The 23,037-nt window shown below is 45.6% G+C and carries 12 protein-coding genes; 8 read left to right on the plus strand and 4 right to left on the minus strand.

Annotation, left to right across the window (positions count from 1 at the left end; all coding sequences use genetic code 11):
- Positions 1 to 674: 674 nt before the first annotated feature.
- The 7 genes from gltB to CPIN_RS03635 all read left to right on the plus strand — a co-directional run bounded on the left by gltB (position 675) and on the right by CPIN_RS03635 (position 16,168).
- The gene (gene gltB, locus CPIN_RS03605; protein ID WP_012788404.1) at positions 675 to 5,204 is read left to right on the plus strand and encodes a glutamate synthase large subunit; all 4,530 of its coding nucleotides are present in this window, start codon (positions 675 to 677) and stop codon (positions 5,202 to 5,204) included.
- 33 nt (positions 5,205 to 5,237) lie between these two features.
- Positions 5,238 to 6,713, plus strand: a complete 1,476-nt coding sequence (locus tag CPIN_RS03610; RefSeq protein WP_012788405.1) for a glutamate synthase subunit beta — start codon at positions 5,238 to 5,240, stop codon at positions 6,711 to 6,713.
- A gap of 187 nt (positions 6,714 to 6,900) precedes the next feature.
- Positions 6,901 to 7,536, plus strand: a complete 636-nt coding sequence (locus CPIN_RS03615) for a type 1 periplasmic-binding domain-containing protein (RefSeq protein ID WP_012788406.1) — start codon at positions 6,901 to 6,903, stop codon at positions 7,534 to 7,536.
- A 35-nt stretch (positions 7,537 to 7,571) separates the two neighbouring features.
- On the plus strand, positions 7,572 to 8,186 hold the full coding sequence (locus tag CPIN_RS03620) for a DUF6563 family protein (RefSeq protein ID WP_012788407.1): 615 nt from the start codon (positions 7,572 to 7,574) through the stop codon (positions 8,184 to 8,186).
- A 180-nt stretch (positions 8,187 to 8,366) separates the two neighbouring features.
- The gene (locus CPIN_RS03625; RefSeq protein ID WP_012788408.1) at positions 8,367 to 13,439 is read left to right on the plus strand and encodes a translocation/assembly module TamB domain-containing protein; all 5,073 of its coding nucleotides are present in this window, start codon (positions 8,367 to 8,369) and stop codon (positions 13,437 to 13,439) included.
- Position 13,440: 1 nt separating this feature from the next.
- Positions 13,441 to 15,744 carry a translocation and assembly module lipoprotein TamL gene (gene tamL, locus CPIN_RS03630; RefSeq protein ID WP_012788409.1) on the plus strand — a complete coding sequence of 768 codons (2,304 nt, stop codon included), beginning with the start codon at positions 13,441 to 13,443 and terminating at the stop codon, positions 15,742 to 15,744.
- Between the two features lie 49 nt (positions 15,745 to 15,793).
- Positions 15,794 to 16,168, plus strand: coding sequence for a septal ring lytic transglycosylase RlpA family protein (locus CPIN_RS03635; RefSeq protein ID WP_012788410.1), 375 nt, complete (start codon positions 15,794 to 15,796; stop codon positions 16,166 to 16,168).
- A gap of 78 nt (positions 16,169 to 16,246) precedes the next feature.
- Here CPIN_RS03635 and CPIN_RS03640 read toward each other — a convergent pair whose 3' ends face one another.
- Positions 16,247 to 16,798, minus strand: a complete 552-nt coding sequence (locus CPIN_RS03640) for a type 1 glutamine amidotransferase domain-containing protein (RefSeq protein WP_012788411.1) — start codon at positions 16,796 to 16,798, stop codon at positions 16,247 to 16,249.
- Positions 16,799 to 17,366: 568 nt separating this feature from the next.
- Positions 17,367 to 18,371, minus strand: coding sequence for a hypothetical protein (locus CPIN_RS03645; protein WP_012788412.1), 1,005 nt, complete (start codon positions 18,369 to 18,371; stop codon positions 17,367 to 17,369).
- A gap of 246 nt (positions 18,372 to 18,617) precedes the next feature.
- On the opposite strand from CPIN_RS03645, the gene corA reads away from it, so the two are divergent.
- Positions 18,618 to 19,742 (plus strand): magnesium/cobalt transporter CorA, encoded by a 1,125-nt coding sequence (gene corA / locus CPIN_RS03650; protein WP_012788413.1) that lies wholly within the window; start codon positions 18,618 to 18,620, stop codon positions 19,740 to 19,742.
- A gap of 5 nt (positions 19,743 to 19,747) precedes the next feature.
- Here corA and CPIN_RS03655 read toward each other — a convergent pair whose 3' ends face one another.
- Both CPIN_RS03655 and CPIN_RS03660 read right to left on the minus strand, forming a co-directional pair.
- The gene (locus tag CPIN_RS03655; RefSeq protein ID WP_012788414.1) at positions 19,748 to 20,251 is read right to left on the minus strand and encodes a DUF2480 family protein; all 504 of its coding nucleotides are present in this window, start codon (positions 20,249 to 20,251) and stop codon (positions 19,748 to 19,750) included.
- 145 nt (positions 20,252 to 20,396) lie between these two features.
- Positions 20,397 to 22,505 (minus strand): peptidylprolyl isomerase, encoded by a 2,109-nt coding sequence (locus CPIN_RS03660; RefSeq protein ID WP_012788415.1) that lies wholly within the window; start codon positions 22,503 to 22,505, stop codon positions 20,397 to 20,399.
- Between the last annotated feature and the right edge of the window lie 532 nt (positions 22,506 to 23,037).

Raw genomic sequence — 23,037 nt, forward strand, 5'->3', positions numbered from 1 at the left:
GCTACTCCATAGATGCGTCGTATATGCGTCGTGTATGAAGTATGTTTACCCTTATTTTTAGCCCGATAAGGGCATTCAGGACAAATAGCCCATAATCTATTCATTATCAGTATAATAATAGCCAAATAGTACTTACGCTACGTCAGCTGGCCGTTTACATCGTAGCACTAACGTAGAGTAAGTACTATCTGACTAATGTATTACTATAGATCAGACAGATTGGTACCTATAGTCTGGCTTTATCTATTGGCAGTCTCACCTGATATTGTCAGGCTAAGCTCCTGACATAACAATTCCTTCTTATATGAAGCCTTCTGTATCTATTCCCTTGAAAGTAAGCTTATTACTTCGCAACTGAACAAGATAAGTCTCCAACCATTAAATAACTATTTTTACACATGTCCACTTATTTATCCCCAACACATTAAACATCTTCTTAATCCAATGACAGCCTACAGGCCCCTAAAAAGGGCACATATCCGGTCGTCCCTTATTTAATTCTAACGAATACCCATACTTTTTTAATCTTTTCTAAATTTTCGGGGTTATACAAAAACTTTCGTAAAAAATACCGGCTTCCTTTAGTATCTTTATACCGTTCCCGAAACAATTACGGTACCTCAACCGCCTGGAGTAAGCGGGGAAGGTGTGCCAAGGTCAAAAAATCTAAACGAATGCAAGAAGTGAAGCAATTGCAAGGACTGTATCACCCGGAATTTGAACATGATGCATGCGGAACAGGCTTTACTGCCCACATCAAGGGCCGTAAATCGCATCAGATCGTCCGGGATGCGTTAACCATGTTGGAAAACATGGAACACCGTGGTGCGTGTGGTTACGAACAAAACACTGGCGACGGAGCTGGTATCCTGATCCAGTTACCTCATGAGTTCCTGTACGATGAATGCCTGAAAATCGGCATCAGCCTCCCTGAATTTGGAAAATATGGTGTAGGTATGATTTTCTTTCCAAAAGAACCTCGCTGGCGCGAAGAGTGCCGCGAAATACTTGACCGTGCGGCCGAGAAACTTGGATTGGAAATACTGGGTTACCGTAAAGTGCCTGTTCGTCCCGATGGCATCGGAGAAGGCGCTCTTTCCGTAGAACCAGAAATTGAACAGGTATTTATCGCCTGTCCTTATCATATTACGGACAACGATATTTTTGAACGCAAACTCTTCGTACTGCGCAACTACGTTTCCAAAACCGTTCGCAATACCGTACCAAAAGAGAAGGCGCTCTTCTACATTCCCTCCCTGTCTACAAAAACAATTGTATATAAAGGTCAGCTGACAACTTACCAGGTACGTCATTATTATGCCGACCTGAGTGATGAGAAAATGGTATCCGCGTTCGCGCTGATCCACTCCCGTTTTGCGACCAATACATTCCCTAGCTGGCGCCTGGCTCACCCTTACCGCTATATCGCGCACAATGGTGAGATCAACACCCTGAAGGGAAACCTGAACTGGTTACGCGCCGGTGAAAAAGACTTCGTATCCAAATTCTTCTCTCAGGAAGAAATGGATATGCTGCTCCCACTGGTAGAAGAAGGTCAGTCTGACTCCGCTAGTCTCGACAACGTTGTCGAACTGCTGATGCTCTCCGGCCGCTCCCTGCCACATGTAATGATGATGCTGATCCCTGAAGCATGGGATGGCAACGACGACATGGATCCGGTGAAGAAATCATTCTACGAATACCACGCCTCTCTCATGGAACCATGGGATGGCCCGGCTTGTATCTCCTTCACAGATGGTAAGATCATCGGTGGTACCCTGGACCGTAACGGTCTGCGTCCTGCCCGTTTCGTTATCACTAAAGACGATCGCGTGATCATGGCTTCTGAAGCTGGTGTACTGCCAATCGATCCTAAAAACGTAAAAGAAAAAGGCCGCCTGCAACCTGGTAAAATGTTCATTGTGGACATGGAACAGGGTCGTATCATCGGTGATGAAGAGCTGAAAAGGAACATCTGCTCTCAGCAACCGTACGGCGAGTGGTTAAATAAATATAAGATCCGCCTGGAAGAACTGCCTGAACCAAGGGTTACTTTCACCCACCTGGAACATGATCAGATCTTCAAATACCAGCGCGCTTTCGGTTACTCCACCGAAGATCTGCACACCATCATCGCTCCAATGGCGCTCGATGGTAAAGAACCGGTAGGCTCCATGGGTACGGATGCTCCCCTGGCTGTACTGAGCGATCAGCCACAGCACCTGACCAGTTACTTCAAACAGCTGTTCGCACAGGTGACCAACCCACCAATCGATCCGATCCGTGAAAAGCTGGTCATGTCCCTCGCTACCTATGTAGGTAACAACGGCAACCTGCTCGACGAAGATCCCCTGCACTGTCACGGTCTGGCGCTTCGTCACCCGATTCTGACCAACTTCGAACTGGAAAAGATCCGTAGTATAGATACAGGGCTGTTCCAGGCTAAAACACTCCATACTTATTTCAGAGCCGACGGTAAACCTGGTTCCCTGGAAAAAGGTCTGCAACGTCTTTGCCGCTACGCGGTAGATGCTGTAGAAGATGGTTTCGAAGTAATCATCCTGTCTGACAGGGCACTCGACTCTGAACACGCAGCGATTCCTTCTATCCTGGCAGCATCCGCAGTACACCACCACCTGATCCGTAAAGGTTATCGTGGCCAGGTTGGTCTGATCGTAGAAGCAGGAGATGTTTGGGAAGTGCATCATTTCGCTTGTCTGCTGGGCTTTGGCGTAACCGCCATCAACCCATACCTCGCGCTGAGCACCATCCGCGATATGAAACTGTTTGACAAACTGGAAACAACCCTGGATGTAGATAAACTGAAAAAGAACTACATCAAGGCAGTATGTGATGGTTTGCTGAAAGTATTCTCTAAAATGGGTATCTCCACCCTGCAATCTTACCAGGGTGCACAGATATTTGAAATATTAGGTATCAACCGTCAGGTAGTAGACAAATACTTCACCGGCGCCGTATCTCGTATTCAGGGTATGGGCCTGGATGAAATTGCCCGCGAAACACTGGCAAAACACTGGATGGGTTACGGCCGTAAGGAAACGCCCGTACAACGCCTGACTACCGGTGGTCTCTATCAGTGGAAAAGAAAAGGTGAATTCCACCTCTTCAACCCGACCACGATCCACCTGCTGCAGTATTCAACACGTATGAATGACTACGGCACCTTCAAAAAATACTCTAAAGCCGTAAACGACCAGAGTGAAAAAGCAGCTACCCTGCGTAGTCTCTTCTCATTCAAACGTACACGTCCTTCTGTTTCTCTTGATGAAGTTGAATCAGCTGAAAGCATTCTGAAGCGTTTTGCGACCGGTGCCATGAGCTTTGGTTCCATCTCTCACGAAGCACACTCCACACTGGCCATCGCAATGAACCGCATCGGTGCAAAAAGCAATACCGGTGAGGGTGGGGAAGATGAACTGCGTTACGAACAACTGCCTAACGGCGACAGCATGCGCTCTGCCATCAAGCAGGTAGCAAGTGCACGTTTCGGTGTAACAAGTAACTATTTAACTAACGCGGACGAGCTCCAGATCAAGATGGCACAGGGTGCCAAACCCGGTGAAGGTGGTCAGCTGCCTGGTCATAAGGTAGACGACTGGATCGCTAAAGTGCGCCACGCCACCCCTGGTGTTGGTCTGATCTCTCCTCCTCCGCACCACGATATTTATTCCATCGAGGACCTCGCTCAGCTGATCTTCGACCTGAAGAATGCCAACCGAGCTGCTCGTATCAGCGTGAAACTGGTATCTAAAGCGGGTGTAGGTACAATCGCTGCCGGTGTTGCGAAAGCAAAAGCGGATGTGGTACTGATCGCCGGTTATGACGGTGGTACAGGTGCTTCTCCGATCAGCTCTATCAAACATGCCGGTCTGCCTTGGGAACTGGGTCTGGCTGAAACACATCAGACGCTGGTTAAGAACAAATTACGTAGCCGCGTGATCGTACAGACTGACGGTCAGCTGAAAACAGGCCGCGACATCGCTATCGCTACTCTCCTGGGTGCCGAAGAATGGGGTGTTGCTACTGGTGCGCTGGTTGTTGAAGGCTGTATCATGATGCGTAAGTGTCACCTGAATACCTGTCCTGTTGGTGTTGCTACCCAAGATCCTGAACTGCGCAAGCGCTTCAATGGTAACGCTGACCACGTAGTGAACTTCTTCAAATTCCTGGTGGAAGAACTCCGTGAAATCATGGCGGACCTTGGCTACCGCACTGTAAATGAAATGGTTGGCCAGGTAGACAGCCTCCAGTTACGTGATAACATCTCTCACTGGAAATACAAATCGCTCGACCTGTCTCCTATATTATATAGAGAACCAGCTGCTGATGAAACAGGGCTGTACAAACAGGAAGAACAGGACCACGGCATCAGCGAAGTGATCGACTGGAGACTGCTGAAAGCAGCTCAGCCGGCACTGGAAAAGAAAGCGCGTGTGTTCCAGCAGTTCCCTGTAAGAAATACGGACAGAGCTATCGGTACCATCCTCAGTAACGAAATATCCAAACGTTACGGCGGACCAGGTCTTCCGGAAGATACTATCCACTACAAATTCGTTGGTTCTGCCGGACAAAGCTTCGGTGCTTTCAACACTAAAGGTGTGACACTGGAACTGGAAGGTGAAGCAAACGACTACTTCGGTAAAGGTCTGTCAGGTGCAAAACTGATTCTGTACCCTTCTCCGGAAGCAGGCTTCAAAGCAGAAGAGAATATCATCGCAGGAAACGTTGCCTTCTATGGCGCCACCTCCGGTGAGGCTTATATCCGTGGTAAAGCCGGTGAACGTTTCTGCGTTCGTAACTCCGGTGCTACTATCGTGACTGAGGGCGTAGGCGATCACGGTTGTGAATATATGACCGGTGGTAAAGCTGTCATCCTCGGCGAAACAGGCCGCAACTTCGGTGCAGGTATGAGTGGTGGTATTGCTTATGTATATGATGTAAATGGTGCATTTGCAGGACGTTGTAACAAGGAGATGATCGACCTCGATCCGCTGGATCAGGATGATGCAGCCGACTTACAGGATCTGATCACCAAACATCATGCTTACACAAACAGTACCGTAGCCAAATTCATCCTGAAAGACTGGGAAAATCAGCTGCGTCACTTCGTGAAAGTATTCCCGAAAGAATACAAGGCTGTACTGAAAGCTGGCAAAGCTGCTGCACAGAAAGTAGAGAAGTAGTAACATTCTAACACCACCTAACGAAAGAGACAAATGGGCAAACCAACAGGATTCCTGGAATTTACCCGGGAGCTGCCGGGCAAATCTCCTGCAAAGGAAAGAGTCCAACACTATAATGAATTCGTAGAGAAGTTTTCAGAATCAAAGCTGAATGAACAGTCTGCGCGCTGCATGAACTGCGGCGTACCCTTCTGCCACAGCGGTTGCCCCCTGGGTAACGTGATCCCTGAATTCAACGATGCGGTGTATCATAAAGACTGGAAAGAAGCATACGATATATTAACCAGTACCAACAACTTCCCGGAATTTACAGGCCGTATCTGTCCTGCTCCGTGTGAAAGTGCCTGTGTACTGGGTATCAATCAGCCGCCGGTGGCGATCGAAGAAATCGAACGTCACATTATCGAGATCGCATTCGACAAAGGCCTGGTACAGGCTAAAACGCCAAGAGTGCGTACCGGTAAGAAAGTGGCTGTTATCGGTTCAGGTCCTGCAGGCCTGGCTGCCGCAGCTCAGCTGAACTATGCGGGTCACAGCGTAACCGTATTCGAAAGAGACGATGCGCCAGGTGGTCTGCTGCGTTACGGTATCCCTGACTTCAAACTGGAAAAATGGGTGATCGACCGTCGTGTAAAACTGATGGAAGAAGAAGGCGTCGTATTCCAGTGTAACGCTAACGTAGGTGTGAATATCGGTGTAAACGATCTGCTGCGTGAATACAACGCGATCGTACTGGCCGGTGGTTCTACTATCCCACGCGACCTGGGTATCCCCGGCCGTCAGCTGAAAGGTGTTCATTATGCAATGGACTTCCTGAAACAGCAGAACAAACGCGTAGGCAACCGTGAAGTAGAAGGAGAGGACATCCTCGCAAGTGGCAAAAACGTGATTGTAATCGGTGGTGGTGATACCGGCTCCGACTGTGTAGGTACTTCTAACCGTCATGGTGCAATAGGTGTTACGCAGCTGGAACTCTTGCCAAAACCGCCAGGTGAACGTACTGCATATATGCCTTGGCCGACTTACCCAATGGTGTTGAAAACCTCTTCCTCACATGAAGAAGGCGCAAACCGTGAATGGGCTATCGGTACAAAAGAATTCGTAGGCGATGAAAACGGAAATCTGAAAGGATTAAAGATAGTGAAGCTTGAATGGGCATTGGGTGCCGATGGCAGACCAGGCAGCTTTAAAGAAGTGCCAGGTTCTGAACAGGAGATCCCTTGCGAGCTGGCATTCCTTGCGATGGGTTTCTTACATCCTCAACATACCGGCTTGCTGGATGAACTGGGTGTAGACAGAGACGAGCGTGGTAATGTAAAAGCAGGTGAGAAAGCCTTCCAGACCTCCATATCCAAGGTATTTGCCGCAGGCGATATGCGTCGTGGTCAATCCCTCGTAGTATGGGCTATCAGCGAAGGCCGTGAATGCGCCAGAAAAGTGGACGAGTTTCTGATGGGTGCATCACAGCTTGAAAGTAAAGATCATTCTCTGCAGGCAATGGCTGTATAAATAGCCATTCCCTCAGATCAAGTTATAATCTAAAGATTCTCATAAGCAGGTTTAGATTTTGTTGTAACCTTCAGCCGGGCCGGGTTTTTACCCGGCCTTTTGTTTTCCCTACCCCTCAGTTAACCATCTGCTGTAAATTTGTATATATATTTGAGCAATAAATTATATATCCCTTTATCCTTTACCCATGAGAGCATTTCTGTTAGCTATAATAGCTGTACTGTTTGTACTTCCGACATTTTCCCAAATCAGACACAACGCCGGCTACCTTCTTGAATCTGTAGAAGATAAACTGGACTCAGCTAAAAATTATCAGAAAATCCTGATCGTTGCAGAAGGAAATATGCAGGTTCGCATGTACTCACAAAACCTCGCAAAGGAACTCGCGAAATACTTCAAAGACCAGAAAATCGAATGTAAATATGAGTTTTTGGGCGATCCTGCCAGAACCGATGTCAACGTCGCGCTGGAACAGGCGAAGGCTTGGAAACCAGACGCGATCATGCGCATGAAACCCACCGTGTCAGAGGAAAAAGCGGTACGCCAGCCGAAAGGATTTACCAATGCCGACAACACCCGTAACCTATTTGGCCAGCGCAACGTGCTTGTCAACGTCTTTGATATCACCCTGACCGACGCGGTGGAACTTGTATGGTCTGCTAAACTGTCCGCAGCCTATGAAGGAGCAGACGAAGGCATCTATTACCGTGTCGCCAGAGGCATTATCGTCGATCTGAAGAAGCAGAATGTAGTCGGTGGAAAGCTTCGCTTCAATATGTTGGATTTAACCACACCAAAAAGTTCAAAAGCGCCAATATTATAATCACTGCCATGCTAAAAACAGTAAATTTGTTGCCTATGAGGCAGTTGGCACTTTTATTCGTGTTATGCACAGCAATCGTGCATTACACTTCCGCCCAGGTAGGCAATACGGTTTACGATACGCACCAGTACAAAAAGGGCATTTATAAAACATTCCAGGAATTCAGGGCCAATACGCCCTCCATTACCGGCAACCTGGTCGTAAAAAATAAAACGCCGGCAGCGCAGGTCTATCTGCTATCCGCACCGAATGAACTCAGAATCGTTGATTCTACCGGCAAAGAACAGAAAGTAAAAAAGTTCTGGGGCTATTCCGACGGAACAACTATCTATATAAAGGATAATGGTCTGAATAAACTGGAAGAGATCGGCTACTATTGCATTTACCGCATCAGCGCGATTACTTCCGTTCCTGTTAACAGGGCTACCGGAGGAATGGTCTTCGAAAATACACCGCCCCCCGCAGCAGATAAAAGAGTACTTAACCTGGTTACCGGCGACGTATATGATCTGACGCTATTTAATCTGCGCCGTTACATCCTCCCGCAGGATACCGCTTTGCTGCGCGAATTCAATGATGACAAACAGAATAAGACCAGACTCGTATATTACGTGCAGAAATTCAACCAGCGGAATACGCCTAATTGGTGATATTCCATCAATGGAATTGATATACAGCTTTTTAAATTTATAGCGTCTTGTGAGTAACAGGACGCTTTTTTTATCCTGTTCCGGCTCAGCAGGTATAGTATTTGTTTGTTTAACCCTGTAAACCAGAATGGCCCTAAAGCGTTTTATTTCAGGAATTTACTGTAAGTAACCTTTTTCATAGTGACAGATCAAGCTACAAACGAAGAAAAACATCATGGTCGTCCCTGGTGGCGATGGTTATTGTGGGCGCTTGTCGTCCTGCTGATACTCCCTGTTATGGCGGTATTACTTTTACAACTGGAACCCGTGCAGGACTTTATCCGCCGGCAGGGAGAACAATACCTGAAAAAGAAACTCCATACAGACGTGCGCATCGGCTATTTACGTATGCGGGGATGGCAATACCTCGAACTCAGAAACGTTTATGTGGCGGATACCAACTCAAAAGCATTACTCTATTCCGGCTCCCTGAAAGTCAGGTACAATCTGTTGGCATTTCTCAACAATGAGTTACAGGTAAACGGACTTGAATGGGACTCTGTATTAGTCAATGTTTACCGTAACCATGGAGACAGTGCCTACAACTACCAGTTCATTGTGGATGCGTTCGTTACAAAAGATACCATCCCCGATACTGTCTCAGCAGAGACAGGTACCACACTGCAGTTCCATATTAAAGACGTAAGCCTCTCTAAAATACGTCTGCACTTCGCAGATGCACAGGAAGGGATGAATGCCGTTATCTATCTACAGTCATTACATGTAGATCCGGATGATCTGCTGCTTGATGAAGGACTATATGCCTTCCGGGGTATAGAGGTAAACGGACTGAAAGGATTATATACACAGGATTACCTCCCCAAAACACTGACATCAGCAGCACCGCCGCCAACACCGGCAGATACGGCCAGCACACCTTTCCATCTGCTGCTCAAGAAATTACAGATAAAAAACAGCTCTTTCCTTTATGCAGACCAGGCCAGCGGTATATCTACCGTATGGCGCATCGGTAATCTGCAACTGCTGAATTCAAATATCGATATGGATTCCACCCTCGTACAGCTGGGTGGACTCAAGATGGGTGATGTTGCAGGGGTATTCACATTGTCCGCTGCAAAAGATACGTCCACACCCGCTCCGGCAGACAGCAGTGCGCCAAATACATGGAAAGTATTGGCAACCAAAGCAGAACTGGAACATGTAGATGTCAAATTCGATAACAATACCGCACCCGCTCCAAGAGGCGCCGGTACTGATCCGGATTACAACCACCTGTTTCTCTATAACTTTAATACCGCCGTTTCCAGTATCGTATACAAGCCAGATACCATCAAAGCTGTACTTAAAAAACTGGAAGTCAAAGAAAAATCAGGCTTTGCTGTGAAAGAAGGCCGCTTCGATGTGCTCTTCACCCCGCAGTCACTGGCCCTCCAGAACCTGTTCTTCCAGACTAACAAAAGTCTGCTGCGGAAACACATAGCTGTAACAGTACCTTCCTGGGAAACCATGTCGGAGAATATGGACCTGATGCAACTCAGAGCGGATATCGACTCGTCTCATATCACATTGGGAGAATGGTTGCCATTTGTACCCGACTCCCGTAAGAACCCATCTATGAAACCATTGTGGGACAAAGAGATAGACGTCACCGCCGATATAAAAGGCAGCATTGGTAAACTCATTATAGAAACCCTGCGGGTTGTTGACAATAAAGGCAATCGTATACGCGCCAACGGAGAAGTAGCTCATGCTACCGATCCGGATCATTTTTCTGCGAATCTGCCATCTGTATACATCGAGTCCGGTAACAAACCATTAAGATCCTGGCTGCCTCCGGGTACTATGCCAGATACCCCCAGACTACCGGAACACCTGATCATCACCGGTAATGTACTGGGTGGTATGCAGGATCTCAAAACACAGTTACAGCTGACCAGTAGCTCCGCAAATGCCCGCCTTGCCGCACACCTTGTTAATATTACCGACAGCATCCGTGCCCGTTATGATGTGAACCTGTCTTCCTTCAGGGTCAATCCTGGTGTACTGATGTACGATACGACAATGGGTTGGATCAGTGGAAGGATGCAGGCCAGCGGACAAGGATATACATTCCCGGGTATGATCGCAAAAGCGGCTGTCAACCTGGATGAAGCAAGGTACAATGGCTATACTTACCATGGCATCAATATCAGTGGCGACATTGACAAACAACAGTTACATGCGGAAGGCCAGACCACCGATACCAGTATCACCATGAACTTCGATGTTAATGCGACCCTCAATGATACCAGTGTCAGTTCTTTACAGGCCAATCTGCAAATGGACAAAGCCGATCTGTATGCGACCAACTGGTATACAGACCCATTAATGCTGAAAGGAAACCTAAGCGCAGACTTCAGCAGCCTGGATCCTAAAAGACTGGAAGGTAATGCCTTCCTCAATGGCTGGCAGATAGCCACCAACGGACAGGTATTCCCCATTGACACCGTCGCACTGACCGCTAAATATACCGATCAGCAATACCTGGCACTGGAAGGTCCGTTCGGATTCATACATGCCAACGGACAGGTAGATTATACCCAGGTAGGAGGCGCATTCGGACAACTGATCAACAAACCTTTACAACCCTACGATAGCGCTAAACTTATACAACTGCCTCCTGGTCAGATACTTCAATGGAATGCCGCTATCTCATGGCCCCGCAGTCTGAAAAACATGCTGCCTGGTCTGCGTATGGAGCAACCATTGTTGATTACCGGCCGTCTGAACACGGACAGTAGCCTGATCGCCATGAATGCTTCTCTGCTGAAACTGACCTACGATTCTGTTCGGATAGACAGCGTGAACATCACAGCCCAGATTGTGGACACATCCCTGAAAGCAGAAGTAGATATGGCCAGCCTCTATCATCCGATTGCGCCACTTAATCATACGCAATTGAAAGCCAGCGCCGTAGCAGGTAAAGTAGACTGGGATCTCTTACTGGATGATATCAAAAGGAACCCCAAATATAAACTGGGTGGCTATGTGACTTTCCTGCCTGCCAACGCCATGGACCTGTCGTTGAAGACAGACCTGTTGCTCAACAAACAACAATGGAAAGTAGACGAGGGCAATCATATCCGGCTGGTAAATGGCGGTCCTGATACGGCACAGATGACCCTATCTTATCAGAATCAGTCCATACAGATACAAACACTGAGAGATAGTAGCCAGGGCGCCTTACCTCCGCTCAAAGCAAGCATCAAAGATTTCAAGTTATCCACAATCACCGCACTGCTCTCCGCCGATACGCTGCTGGCGAACGGTATCCTGAATGCAGAAGCAAATGTGAGCAATCTGGATAAAGCTCCCCTGGTAAAGAGCCAGTTAAAAATAGACTCGCTGGTATTCAGAGGCACCTCTGTTGGAACACTGGATGCAAATGTAGAAACGCCACAGCCAGGACAGTATAAACTGGCGGCTAACCTGACCGGCAATGAAAATGACGTAAAGGTGGACGGTTCTTATGATTCCACGATCAACGCTACTGTCGATATTAACAATCTGAACATGGCTTCTATCGAGGCCTTTACCTTCGGAAATGTAAGCCGTATGCACGGTAGTGCAGATGGTAAATTTACGATCACCGGCACCACTGAAAAACCTAAAGTATTGGGTAACCTGCATTTCAATAATGCCGGTGGTACAATCACTTATGTTGGTTCTCAGCTCACACTGCCGGATGAAAACATCCTGCTGGATGACAGAGGATTGCAATTCAACCAGTTTGTCGTAGCCGACAGTCTTGGTAATGAAATGGTTGTCAATGGTCGTGTCAATACCAGGGATTTTACCAATTACAATTTTAACCTTACGGTGAACTCAGACAACTTCATGGTGCTGGGTGAACAACAGAACCCTGACCAATTATATTATGGTCCTGCGTTTATCGATACCCGTATCTCTGTCAGAGGAAATATGGATCTCCCAAGAGTAGACGCCAATGTAAAACTCAAAGAAAAATCAAAAGTCACAATCACCCTGCCATCCGAAGAACCAGGCGTAGCCAACAGGGAAGGGGTGATGGTCTTTGTTGATAAATCTAATCCGATAGATTCTGCGATGATCAGGGCAGCTGACAGTCTTCGCTTCCAGAATCCACGCCTGAAAGGCATCAACCTCTCCGGCAACGCAGAGATCACACCGGAGTCAATTATCAAGATCATTATTGACCCTGTAAATGGCGATTATGTACAGGCACAGGGTACGGCAAGTATCAATGCCACATTGGACGCCAGTCAGAAAATGAGTCTGACCGGTCGTTATGAGATCTCTGAAGGTAAATATGAAATGTCCCTCAACCAGCTGATCAAACGTTCTTTCAGCATCGAAAAAGGAAGTACGATCACTTTCAGTGGCGATGCGATGGACGCTGATCTGAATATCACAGCTAAATATACAGTTAATGCAACTGCGGCTGACCTTGTGCAGGATCAGCTGTCCAACCCCAATATGACAGAATCGGACAGAAACCGGTACAGACAAAAGCTGCCTTTCTTTGTGTACCTCCGTATCAAAGGTCAGATGATGAAACCTGAAATCTCCTTCGAACTGGATATGCCGGAATCTGAACAGAATGCATTTAGTGGAAGTGTGTATAACCGCCTCAAACAGATCAATCAGATACCTTCTGAACTGAATAAACAGGTAATGGGCTTATTGGTACTCAATAGCTTCATTCCTGAAGATCCGCTGGCCGGTGATGGCGGTGGTAGCGGCGACTTTGGTGTGAGCAATATGGCCCGCCAGAGTGTGAGTAAGATCCTCTCTCAACAGCTGAATAACCTGGCTGGTAACCTGATTAAAGGAGTAGACCTGAACTTTGACCTGGAATCAAGACAGGACTATTCTACAGGCAGCGAACAGGAAACTACCAACCTGAAAGTAGGCGCCTCCAAACAGTTGTTCAATGAACGATTGTCTGTTTCTGTTGGTTCGAACGTGATGCTACAGGGTGAAAATCAGGCTAATCCATCATCCCTGGTAGGTGATATCTCCATTGAATATAAACTCACGAGGGATGGACGCTATCGCGTCAGGGTATATCAGCGTAATGACAACAGCACCGTGATAGAAGGACAGGTCGTAGAAACAGGTGTTGCCTTTGCATTGATCATGGATTATGATGAGTTCCGTGAGATATTCCACAGAGCTAAATCTCAAAAGAAAGCAGAAAGACTCCGCAATAAGAAAACCGTGACCAAAAAATAAAATGATCAAAGGATACAGCCATATATCATCCACTGTTATCGCAGCGCTGGTTGCCCTGTGCATCAGTGCCTGTAGCACGACCAGGACCGTTCCTGAGAATGACCGCCTGTACACCGGCGCATCAGTGAAATGGGAAGGAAAAAAACCCAGGGATTACAGTACGCTGACCGCTGAAATGAGCAGCCGTACAAGGCCAAAACCTAATCGTAAATTTGCCGGAATGCCTATCAGGCTCTGGTTGTATAACTTAGGTAACGAACCTAAAGGCAAAGGGTTGAACTACCTGTTAAGAAAAAAATGGGGAGAACCCCCTGTATTACTGAGCAGCGCAAAGCCCGACTATACTGCCAATGTATTGGAACAGTACCTGGTTGACAATGGTTTTTTTCAGGCGGCAGTAGCCTCTGAAATCAAATATAGCGGTAAGAAAAAGGCTTCTATTACTTACACAACTACGCCCAATCATCGCTATCGTATCAAAAGTGTGACCTTCGAAACCGACAGCAGCGATCTGGGTAAAGCAGTAGCGGCAGCAAAGGAGGGAAGCTCCCTGAAACTAAACCGTCCCTACCGTCTGGATAGTGTCGTTGCAGAACGGAACAGGGTACATAGTATATTAAAGGAACAGGGATACTATTACTTCACACCCGATCACCTGTTGATAGAAGTAGATAGTACCAACAACGGCATGGTGGACCTCTACCTGAAGGTCAAAGATGAAACCCCTGTGGCTGCGCGCAAGCAGTATAAGATGAAGAACATCACATTGTATCCTAACTACTCTCTGGATAATGACTCCCTGAGCCGCAGAGGTACGCCGGTACAATACAATCATATCAGGATCGTTGATTCTACTAAAAAATTCAGACCCAGTGTGTTTGACCGCTCTGTGTTCCTGAAACCAGATAGTTTATACAGATTATCAGACCATAATACCACCCTCCGCCGGCTGACGGACCTGGGTACCTTCAAATTTGTAAAAGGACAGTTCCGTGCTGTAAGAGGAGACAGTTCAAAGCTGAATGCCAGTTTCTTCCTGACGCCTTATCCGCGCAGAAGCTTATCAGCTGAATTAAGAGGTACTTCTAAGTCCAACAACTTCGCCGGTTCTGAGATCAGGATCACAGCACGTAACCGTAACTGGTTACATGCTGCCAACCTGTTAGAAATCACGTTAGCGGGCGGTCTTGAATGGCAGGTAGGCGGGCGGACCACAACCAATAATACAACCCTGAGAGGTGGTAACTCCTATAATATCAAAGCAGAAGCTGCAGTGACCATCCCACGTTTCTGGCAGCCTTTGTTCAATTTTAATGTGAAGACACCTTATGTGCCCCGCACCCGTATCAGCCTGAGTTATGAGCTTTTTAGCCGTAGCCAGCTGTATAACCTGAACGCGTATACATTCCAGTTCCAGTACATCTGGCGGCAAACGCAATACCTGGAACATAAGTGGTCGCCGGTAGCGATTACCTATGTACTGCCAACCAGCACGACAACCGGGTATGACAGTATATTACGGAATGATCCCAGCCAGCGGGCAGCGATTGAAAAGCAATTCATACTGGGAGGCAATTACAGCATTACTTTCAACAATCAGGCAGACAACCGTGTGCATAGTTTCTACCTGAATGGTGACCTGGATTACTCGGGTAATCTGGCGGGATTGATTATACCGAAAAAAGACAGCGCCAGAAAGATCATCGGCGCTCCCTTTGCACAATATGTAAGGCTGACCGCCGACTTGCGTCACTACTGGAAACTAAGCCGGAAACTGACCTGGGTAAACCGCCTGTATGCCGGTTTTGGTATGCCGTACGGTAACTCTACTACATTACCATTTGTAAAACAATACTTTATTGGTGGTAGTAGCAGTCTTCGCGGCTTCCGTGCCAGAACACTGGGCCCAGGTTCTTACAGAGATACCACAAGTCAGTACCTGGCGAATGAGGCAGGGGATATCAGACTGGAATATAACTCTGAATTACGTGCGAAGCTGACGGGCATCTTCAATGCCGCTGTATTCATAGATGCGGGGAACATCTGGCTCAAACAGGATGTACCAAGTAAACCTGGTAGCAAGTTCAAAGCAAGCACCTTTGGTAATCAGATAGCGGTAGATGCAGGCGCCGGTCTTCGTGTAGACGCCTCAATTATCGTCGTGCGACTTGATCTCGCATTCCCCCTGCGTAAACCATGGTTGCCTTCTGATGAAAGATGGGTAATAAAAGATATTAAGTTTGGCGATCCTGACTGGCGAAAAGAAAATCTCATTCTAAATATTGCGATTGGATATCCTTTCTGATTTTTTTACCTTGGGCGGGGAATCCCCGCCCTTTTTTTAAAAATGACCTATGATGACAATGAAATATACACGCAATACAATACTCCTGCTCAGCGCATTATTTTTCTTAGCGTCCTGCAGCAAGAAGATCACAGAAACAGGAAAGGCGTCTTATTATGCTGACAAGTTTGAAGGCCGTAAAACTGCCAGTGGGGAAGTATTCAGACAGGGAGGATTGACAGCAGCACATCGCACATTGCCTTTCGGCACCAAAGTGACTGTTATTAACGTATCAAACGGCCGCTCAGTAAAAGTGCGCATCAATGACCGTGGACCGTTTGCCGAAGGCAGAGTAATTGATCTCTCCAAGAAAGCGGCAAAACGTATTGGTATGCTCACAACAGGTGTCGCGCCTGTAGAGGTAAAATACAAGAAGAAGAAATAAACAAAGACTTTCACATAACAGAAAGGCGATACTGTAAATAGTATCGCCTTTTCTTTTTTATTGGAAACCTCAATGATATCAGGCGTGTATGCCTTCACCTATCTCTTCTACCATCTTTCTGCAGAAGGCGGGTAAGTCATGCGGATTACGGCTGGTCACCAGGCCATTATCCACCACTACTTCCTGGTCGACCCAGTTAGCGCCTGCATTTGTCAGATCTGTTTTCAGGGAAGGGTAAGAAGTAACCGTTCTGCCTTTCAGTTCACCTGTTTCTATCAGTGTCCATGGACCATGACAGATGGCAGCAATTGGTTTACTATCATCAAAAAAGCCGGAAACAAAATTAACTGCGTCCTGATTCTCTCTCAGGTGATCAGGATTCATTACACCACCTGGCAGTACAAGTGCGTCATAATCTTTCGCATCTACCTGATTAACTGTTTTATCAACAGGGTAAGTATTCCCCCAGTCTTTTTCAGCCCAGGCTTTTACCTCTCCGTCATGCAGCGATATCACATCTATCTGTGCACCAGCTTCCTGCAATGCCTCCAGCGGCTGTGTAAATTCTACTTCTTCAAAGCCGTCAGCCACAAGAATGGCGACTTTCTTATTACTGAGTTTGTTTTCCATAATATTTCCGTTTTATGGTTTTTTAGGTAACAATACTTGTTCGGACTACTATCTACAACATCAAAAACGGTTCCTAATGGAAAAGTGCCGCCAGCAGAGAGATCTGTGGGTGTATGTGTATGAACATCAATTTGCCGCTGTGCATTTATTTACTCAGAGTAATGTTCAGATTACTCATTTAACTCACATTTATCGGCTGATTATTCTATTTTTTTTGGAATTATTATACGGCTAATGTTACTTGCATCGCAATCAGTTTTACCTTATTCTCATTAAAAGACGCAACACTTGCTATAACGCATCTGAGAATGCATATTTAGATCAGAGTTTACTGCAATGGTTTTTGTGAATGTAAAGTAATGTGAGAGAAAGCTGAGTTATTGTTATATATCCAATCTCTATTAATTCCCTTATTTGTACAGCATATTTAGCTTCGTGAACACTTGCGGAGTTTATTTTTTGCGCGGTCTGCTATCGCTGACCACAACATTATTACATCGTCTTCCATATCCTAGTCTTAAATAGCCAATCTGCTGCCGGTGAATTCTTCGCCGGCAGTCCTCTTTTATCAATTCCCGGCGGCTACTGTATTCAGTGCACCATTCTGTTGTAATAAGTTGTACATGTAACTCGCCCTGAATTGCTGTCCGTTTATTTCATACAAAGGATCATTACTGCCGGTAGAATCCTGTATAGCATCCACAGTCACATACAATGGATGTACCGCATCTCTTGCGAAAATATTAGATGCCGCAGGATCCAATACATAGGTATCATCATCATAAGGGATAGACAGGGCTTCTCTTGACAGTTTGAGATTGATAGAAAGATGATTCATGTAATCGCTGATAAACAACTGTCTGTTGAAATGATTATGATTTCCCCGAGACAATTGCTGTGAGGCAACCGTCATCAATTCTTCAGTATATTTTACGAGTGTGGGATTATAGATATTCACACGATCTGCATACAGGTTCCACAGCTGTCTGACACCTTCTAACGAAGCAGCTGCTTCTTTCATGCTCTCACACGCTTCCGGAGAATCAAAACCACTGATACCCAATGAAATGATCCTCACCAGTTCCAGGCGCATAGCGTCAAATAATTGCGCATCCGTAGGAGCGGGGCGTTCATTTTCCTGTGCAAGTATATTCACAGCAGCAGCCAGTTTACGTGCTTCCACATAAGCCATCTGCGTATCTGCTGCCTGTAGCGAAGGATATAAAAGACGTTCTATCTGCTGAAAAGCTTTACCCTCTTTATTACCGGTGGTATCATCACCTTTACCATTAATCAGCTGTACTGTAAACGGATTAAAATATTCTGCAAGCACTTCTATCTCCTTATAAGCCAGTCTGGATTCACAAAAAGCCTGTTGTACTGCTGCTGAAGACTGATGTGTAGCAAGCGAATGACATAAGTTATCCACTTTCGTTTTCAGTTTGTTTACACCAGGTACATACCAGGATAGCACATGCTGAGAGGGAGCGCCAGGTTTCTGCCTGCATTCGTAAATACTAAATGCGCAGATGGCAATCAATAAAGTGGCAATCACAAAAATTAATACACGCATACACCTTTTATTTCACCAGTTATTTAAAAGCGTTCTATTTTTATCTATATAAACTGATGTCAGCATAATAGCATGGCATTACCGGCGGGTTTGGCTAACAAGCGGAGCAGTTATCCCTGATAATTATTATTATGTGACAGTTGTAGGTGGTCTTATTATGTTCCCAAGATAAAGACAACTTGTTAAATAAGCGTTACGCCTATTTTAAGTTAACTTTAAAATAGCGCAGCATAAATCAGTACATAAATGCCAAGGTCAAATAGAATAATACCCATTCAGCCGATTCAGGATGTATTGGAAACCTTGAACCCTTTCAAGGCCAGGAAGCAACGGTTAATGAACTATAATCCGGTAACCGGTCCGCTGACCAGGAAACCATCTGTTTGTGAGAAGATTACCATCTTTAATTACAGCAATACATATTTTGAAGAGGTGACCTTAGCCGGAAACCAGGTAGACGAGATTTTTAAACATATTGACAGTAAGAACACCGTGTGGATTAATGTCGATGGCATCAATAAAGAAACCGTACACAGGATCTGTATTGAACTGGGTATTCACATCCTGCTGGAAGATGATATAATGAGCGTAGGACAGCGGGCAAAGATGGACGAAATCGGAGATCACCTGTTCTGCCTGCTCCCTATGATGTATTTCAATGCAGAAAACTGTACGGTGGACCAGGAGCAGGTCAGTATTGTATTAGGAAAGAATTTCGTTATCTCCTTCCAGGAAGAAGTGGAAAAGGACGTCTTCAATCACGTAAGAGAAAAGCTCCGCATCAATAACTCACGTATGCGCTCAGTGGGAGCCGATTATCTCTGTTATTCACTGATAGATACAATTGTGGATAGCTATTATCTCATTATAGAGAAACTGGGAGAAAGGATTGAGTTGATGGAAGATGCGGTACAGCATCAGGCTAATACCCGTGCGCAGGCCAGAATTAATTTCCTGCGCAAGGAATTATTGCTGTTCAAACGGGCAATTGCCCCGGTAAGGGAACTGGTAAACGGATTCCTGAAAAGTGACAGCGATCTGCTGGAGGAGCGGACCACCAAATATTTCAAAGATGTATACGATCATATCATCCAGGCCAATGACCTGGCGGAGAACTACCGCGATATGATATTGAACGTACAGGATCTCTATCACACCCAGATCAATCTCAAAATGAATGAGATTATGAAGGTATTAGCGGTGGTAACTACCATTATGGCCCCGCTGACTTTCATCGCCGGGATCTATGGTATGAACTTCGACAATATGCCGGAGCTGCATACCAGGAATGGGTATTACTACACCATGGGCTTTATGCTGGTGATGTTGATCGGAATGATCCTGTTATTTAAGAAGAAACGCTGGTTTTAAGGGACTTACTTCTTTTTATAGATAGGTACGGTGGAGCAGGGTTCGCCGTACATCAGGCTTTTTACCACCGGTTTCAGTAAACGTGTGATTTCCACATATGCGGCTTCACCGGCACCTTTATCCCCACAACCTTTAATAACGACACGTTTATCCACGTATTCGTTCACATCGATAGCCGCCAGGCTCTTCATGAATTGTGTATGATGCACCTGTTTTTTATCGCCAAAGGCGGCAAAGTGAGCAACAGGCTCTAGGTAAGTCATAACGAGCATATAAGCCCAGAAAGGTATAACTGCATCTGCGGAGCAGAAAATGGCGACATTTTTATTGTTGTACTGTTCCCAGTTATGTTCCTGTAATGCGGTACGGAAGTCTTTCTCTTTCAGGATCATCTCCATGAAGAGGTAGGGTTTCAGATCAAACTCCACTAATTCTTCCTTCGGATAGTAATCTTCCAGATCCAGGGTCAAGATTCCACTCTGTGCTACCTTATTTACAATCTCTTCCATAGTAAATCACTTTTTACAAATTTACTAAAAAATGGAGCTACGATCCGGAACTATATTGATCATTTTCGATGTATAGGGTCAATAAACAAAAAACCCCGGGGTTTGAGACCCAGGGTTTTTGTTATAATCAGTTATTGAAGATTCCTTAAAAGAATTTGCTACGGTTGTCTTCGATTTTGCTCAGTTTTTTCAGTACTGTGAATAACTGACCATCCAATGCAGAAAGCATGCTTTGTTCGTAAGCACGGCTAACGCTTGCAGGATCCTGACCACCTTGACCAGGCTGGTAGCTATCAACTTTCAGTACGTATACACCAGCGTTACCTTCGATTGGAGCGCTAACTTTAGCAGTACCCCATGCTTTGTTGAAGGCAGCACCTACAACGCGAGGTTCGAAGCCCATGCTGGCAACGAATGGTGTACCGAAGCCAATACCATCCGCTTTCTGTTCTGGCTGGTTGGTTGCTTTTGATACATCAGCCAGGGAAGCCGGAGATTTAATTTTTTCGATGATCTGAGCAGCTTTCTTCTGCTTTCTAACTTCAGCTTCAACTGAAGGTCTGACATCTTCCAGCGGAGCAGTACCTTCAGCACGAACGGTAGTCAGTACAGCTACTACATAAGTATTGTCGAAAGTGAATACGTTACTTACGGCACCTTTATCAGAATCATAAGCCCAACGAACGAGTTCACGCGCCTGACCGATACCTGGGATGACGAAATCCATAGGGCGGAGGTTATCAGCGATACGTTTGTTAAGACCTTTCTCCTGGATAGTTTTCTCAAAAGTTTTAGCATCACGGTTTTTAGAAGCGAATTCATTTGCTTCAGCGTAAGCTTTGCTATCGGTTTCACGGCTAGGAGATACTGGTTTAGCGAGATAAGCCAGTTTCACTGCAGAACCGATATTCTTTTGTTCCAGTACCTCGATCAGGTGGTAACCAGCGGCAGTTTTCACAACACCGATAGCACCTTTACCTTTTTCCAGTGCGAAATCTTTGAATTCTTTCAGGAAGTCAGTAGATGGAGTTACATCATATTCACCACCGGTAGGTTTGCTTCTAACGTCGTCAGTATACTGTTCAACCAGGGCTTTGAAGTCAGCGCCACCTTTTACAGCTCTTTCGATACTGTCGATGCGTGCTTTCGCCAGGGAATCAGGTAAGCCACCGCCTTGCTGATTCTGAGTTGCTACTAATATATGACGTACTTTAACGCTATCCGGTAAAGTTTTGCGATCGATCATTTTAGCATAAACGATCAGGTTATTATCATAATAAGGACCGAATACGGCGCCAACTGGTAAAGTTACCAGGGTATCCTTCTGCGGAACCATCAGTGCACTTTTAGAGATATAACTATCATAATAAGGCAAGTCAGAGTTACGGTTGATGAAGGCAGCGATATCATTGTTGCTGATGGTGTCCAGTTCCTGTTTTGCATCCATCAGGACTTTCAGGGTGGCAGCGGTATCAGCGGCAGAAGGGATCACATTGAAAGCGAGGTAATCAACTTTACGGGATTCTTCTACTTTGAACAGTTCTTTGTGACTGTTGATGAAGCTATTCAGTTCGCTGTCAGATACTTTAACAGTAGAGTCAGCGATAGAGGCGTATGGAACAGATACATAAGATATAGATGCTGTCTGTGCGTTATCCTGGATCTGTTTTTCAGCTAACCATTTAGGATAATATACGGCCTGTTTGATCAGGGAAAGGTATTTCTCAGAAACTCTTGACTGAGCGATGTATTCTTCCAGCTGGAGGAGTCCTGCACGCATCTGACCGGTTTTATCCTGGCTGATGCTGGCTAGCACCTGTTGCATACGGGCGCGGTCAAACTTTCCGGTTTTCTCATCAGTAAACTGCTGAGTAATAATAGGACTAGGATTTTTACCGGTGAACTGGTCTTTAATTTCCTCTTCGGTAACAGCCAGACCCAGTTTTTCGTACTGAGCACTCAGTATGTTATCGCTGAGAAATTTAGTCCACGCTGATTCACGTGCCTGCTGAGTGATCTGTTCGTTCACTGCGCCGTTAGACATGCGCATTCTGTCCTCAGCATTTTTAATCATTTGCTGATACTCGGTGAATTCGAGTTCCGTGCCATTTACTTTACCAACAGTTGTGGAACGGCGAATAAGAGAGTTTTTGCCGAAAAAGGCGTCCTGCAACAGGAAACTAACAATAGCCAGGCAGATCACTACTACGATCACCACGGCATATTTATCCCTGATCTTCTGAATAACTGACATATATTATATAGTCTAAATTTTTTAAGGAAAGCAAAAATATAATAAAATAACTGTAACTACAAAAAGGTTTTTATTGACCAAAACCCAATACAGTAAAGGGTTTGCGCCATTTTGCAGTGAAATCTGTTTTAAAGGTCATTCACAGGTTATCCACATTTGTCATGATTTTTGTACCAGGTTGTTTGTTGGACCCAGGGATTTTTTAATACGGCTACAGACCATTATTTCAGGAAAACGGCTGCTCAGAAAACATGTGTTTGGTTATTCACAATTCACAGGCAGGCAAAATCTTCATTCACATAAAATTGTGTAAAAAGATTCATGTAAAGCTAAAAAAGCAAATTCAACCTGTGATAACTTTTTAGTTGTAGTTTATCCACATTGGCTGTTAAAAAACCGGTGAAAGTTGTCCAATATCTTCTTAAAAACCCCACTTCGGGTACCTGAAAACTAATTTTGTTATTTCGGAAGAAAATGGTCCGGTTCGCAAAAGTGGATTTTTGGGGATTGTTTTACCCCGCTATTAACATTT

It is taken from the genome of Chitinophaga pinensis DSM 2588 (assembly GCF_000024005.1).
Lineage (GTDB): Bacteria > Bacteroidota > Bacteroidia > Chitinophagales > Chitinophagaceae > Chitinophaga > Chitinophaga pinensis.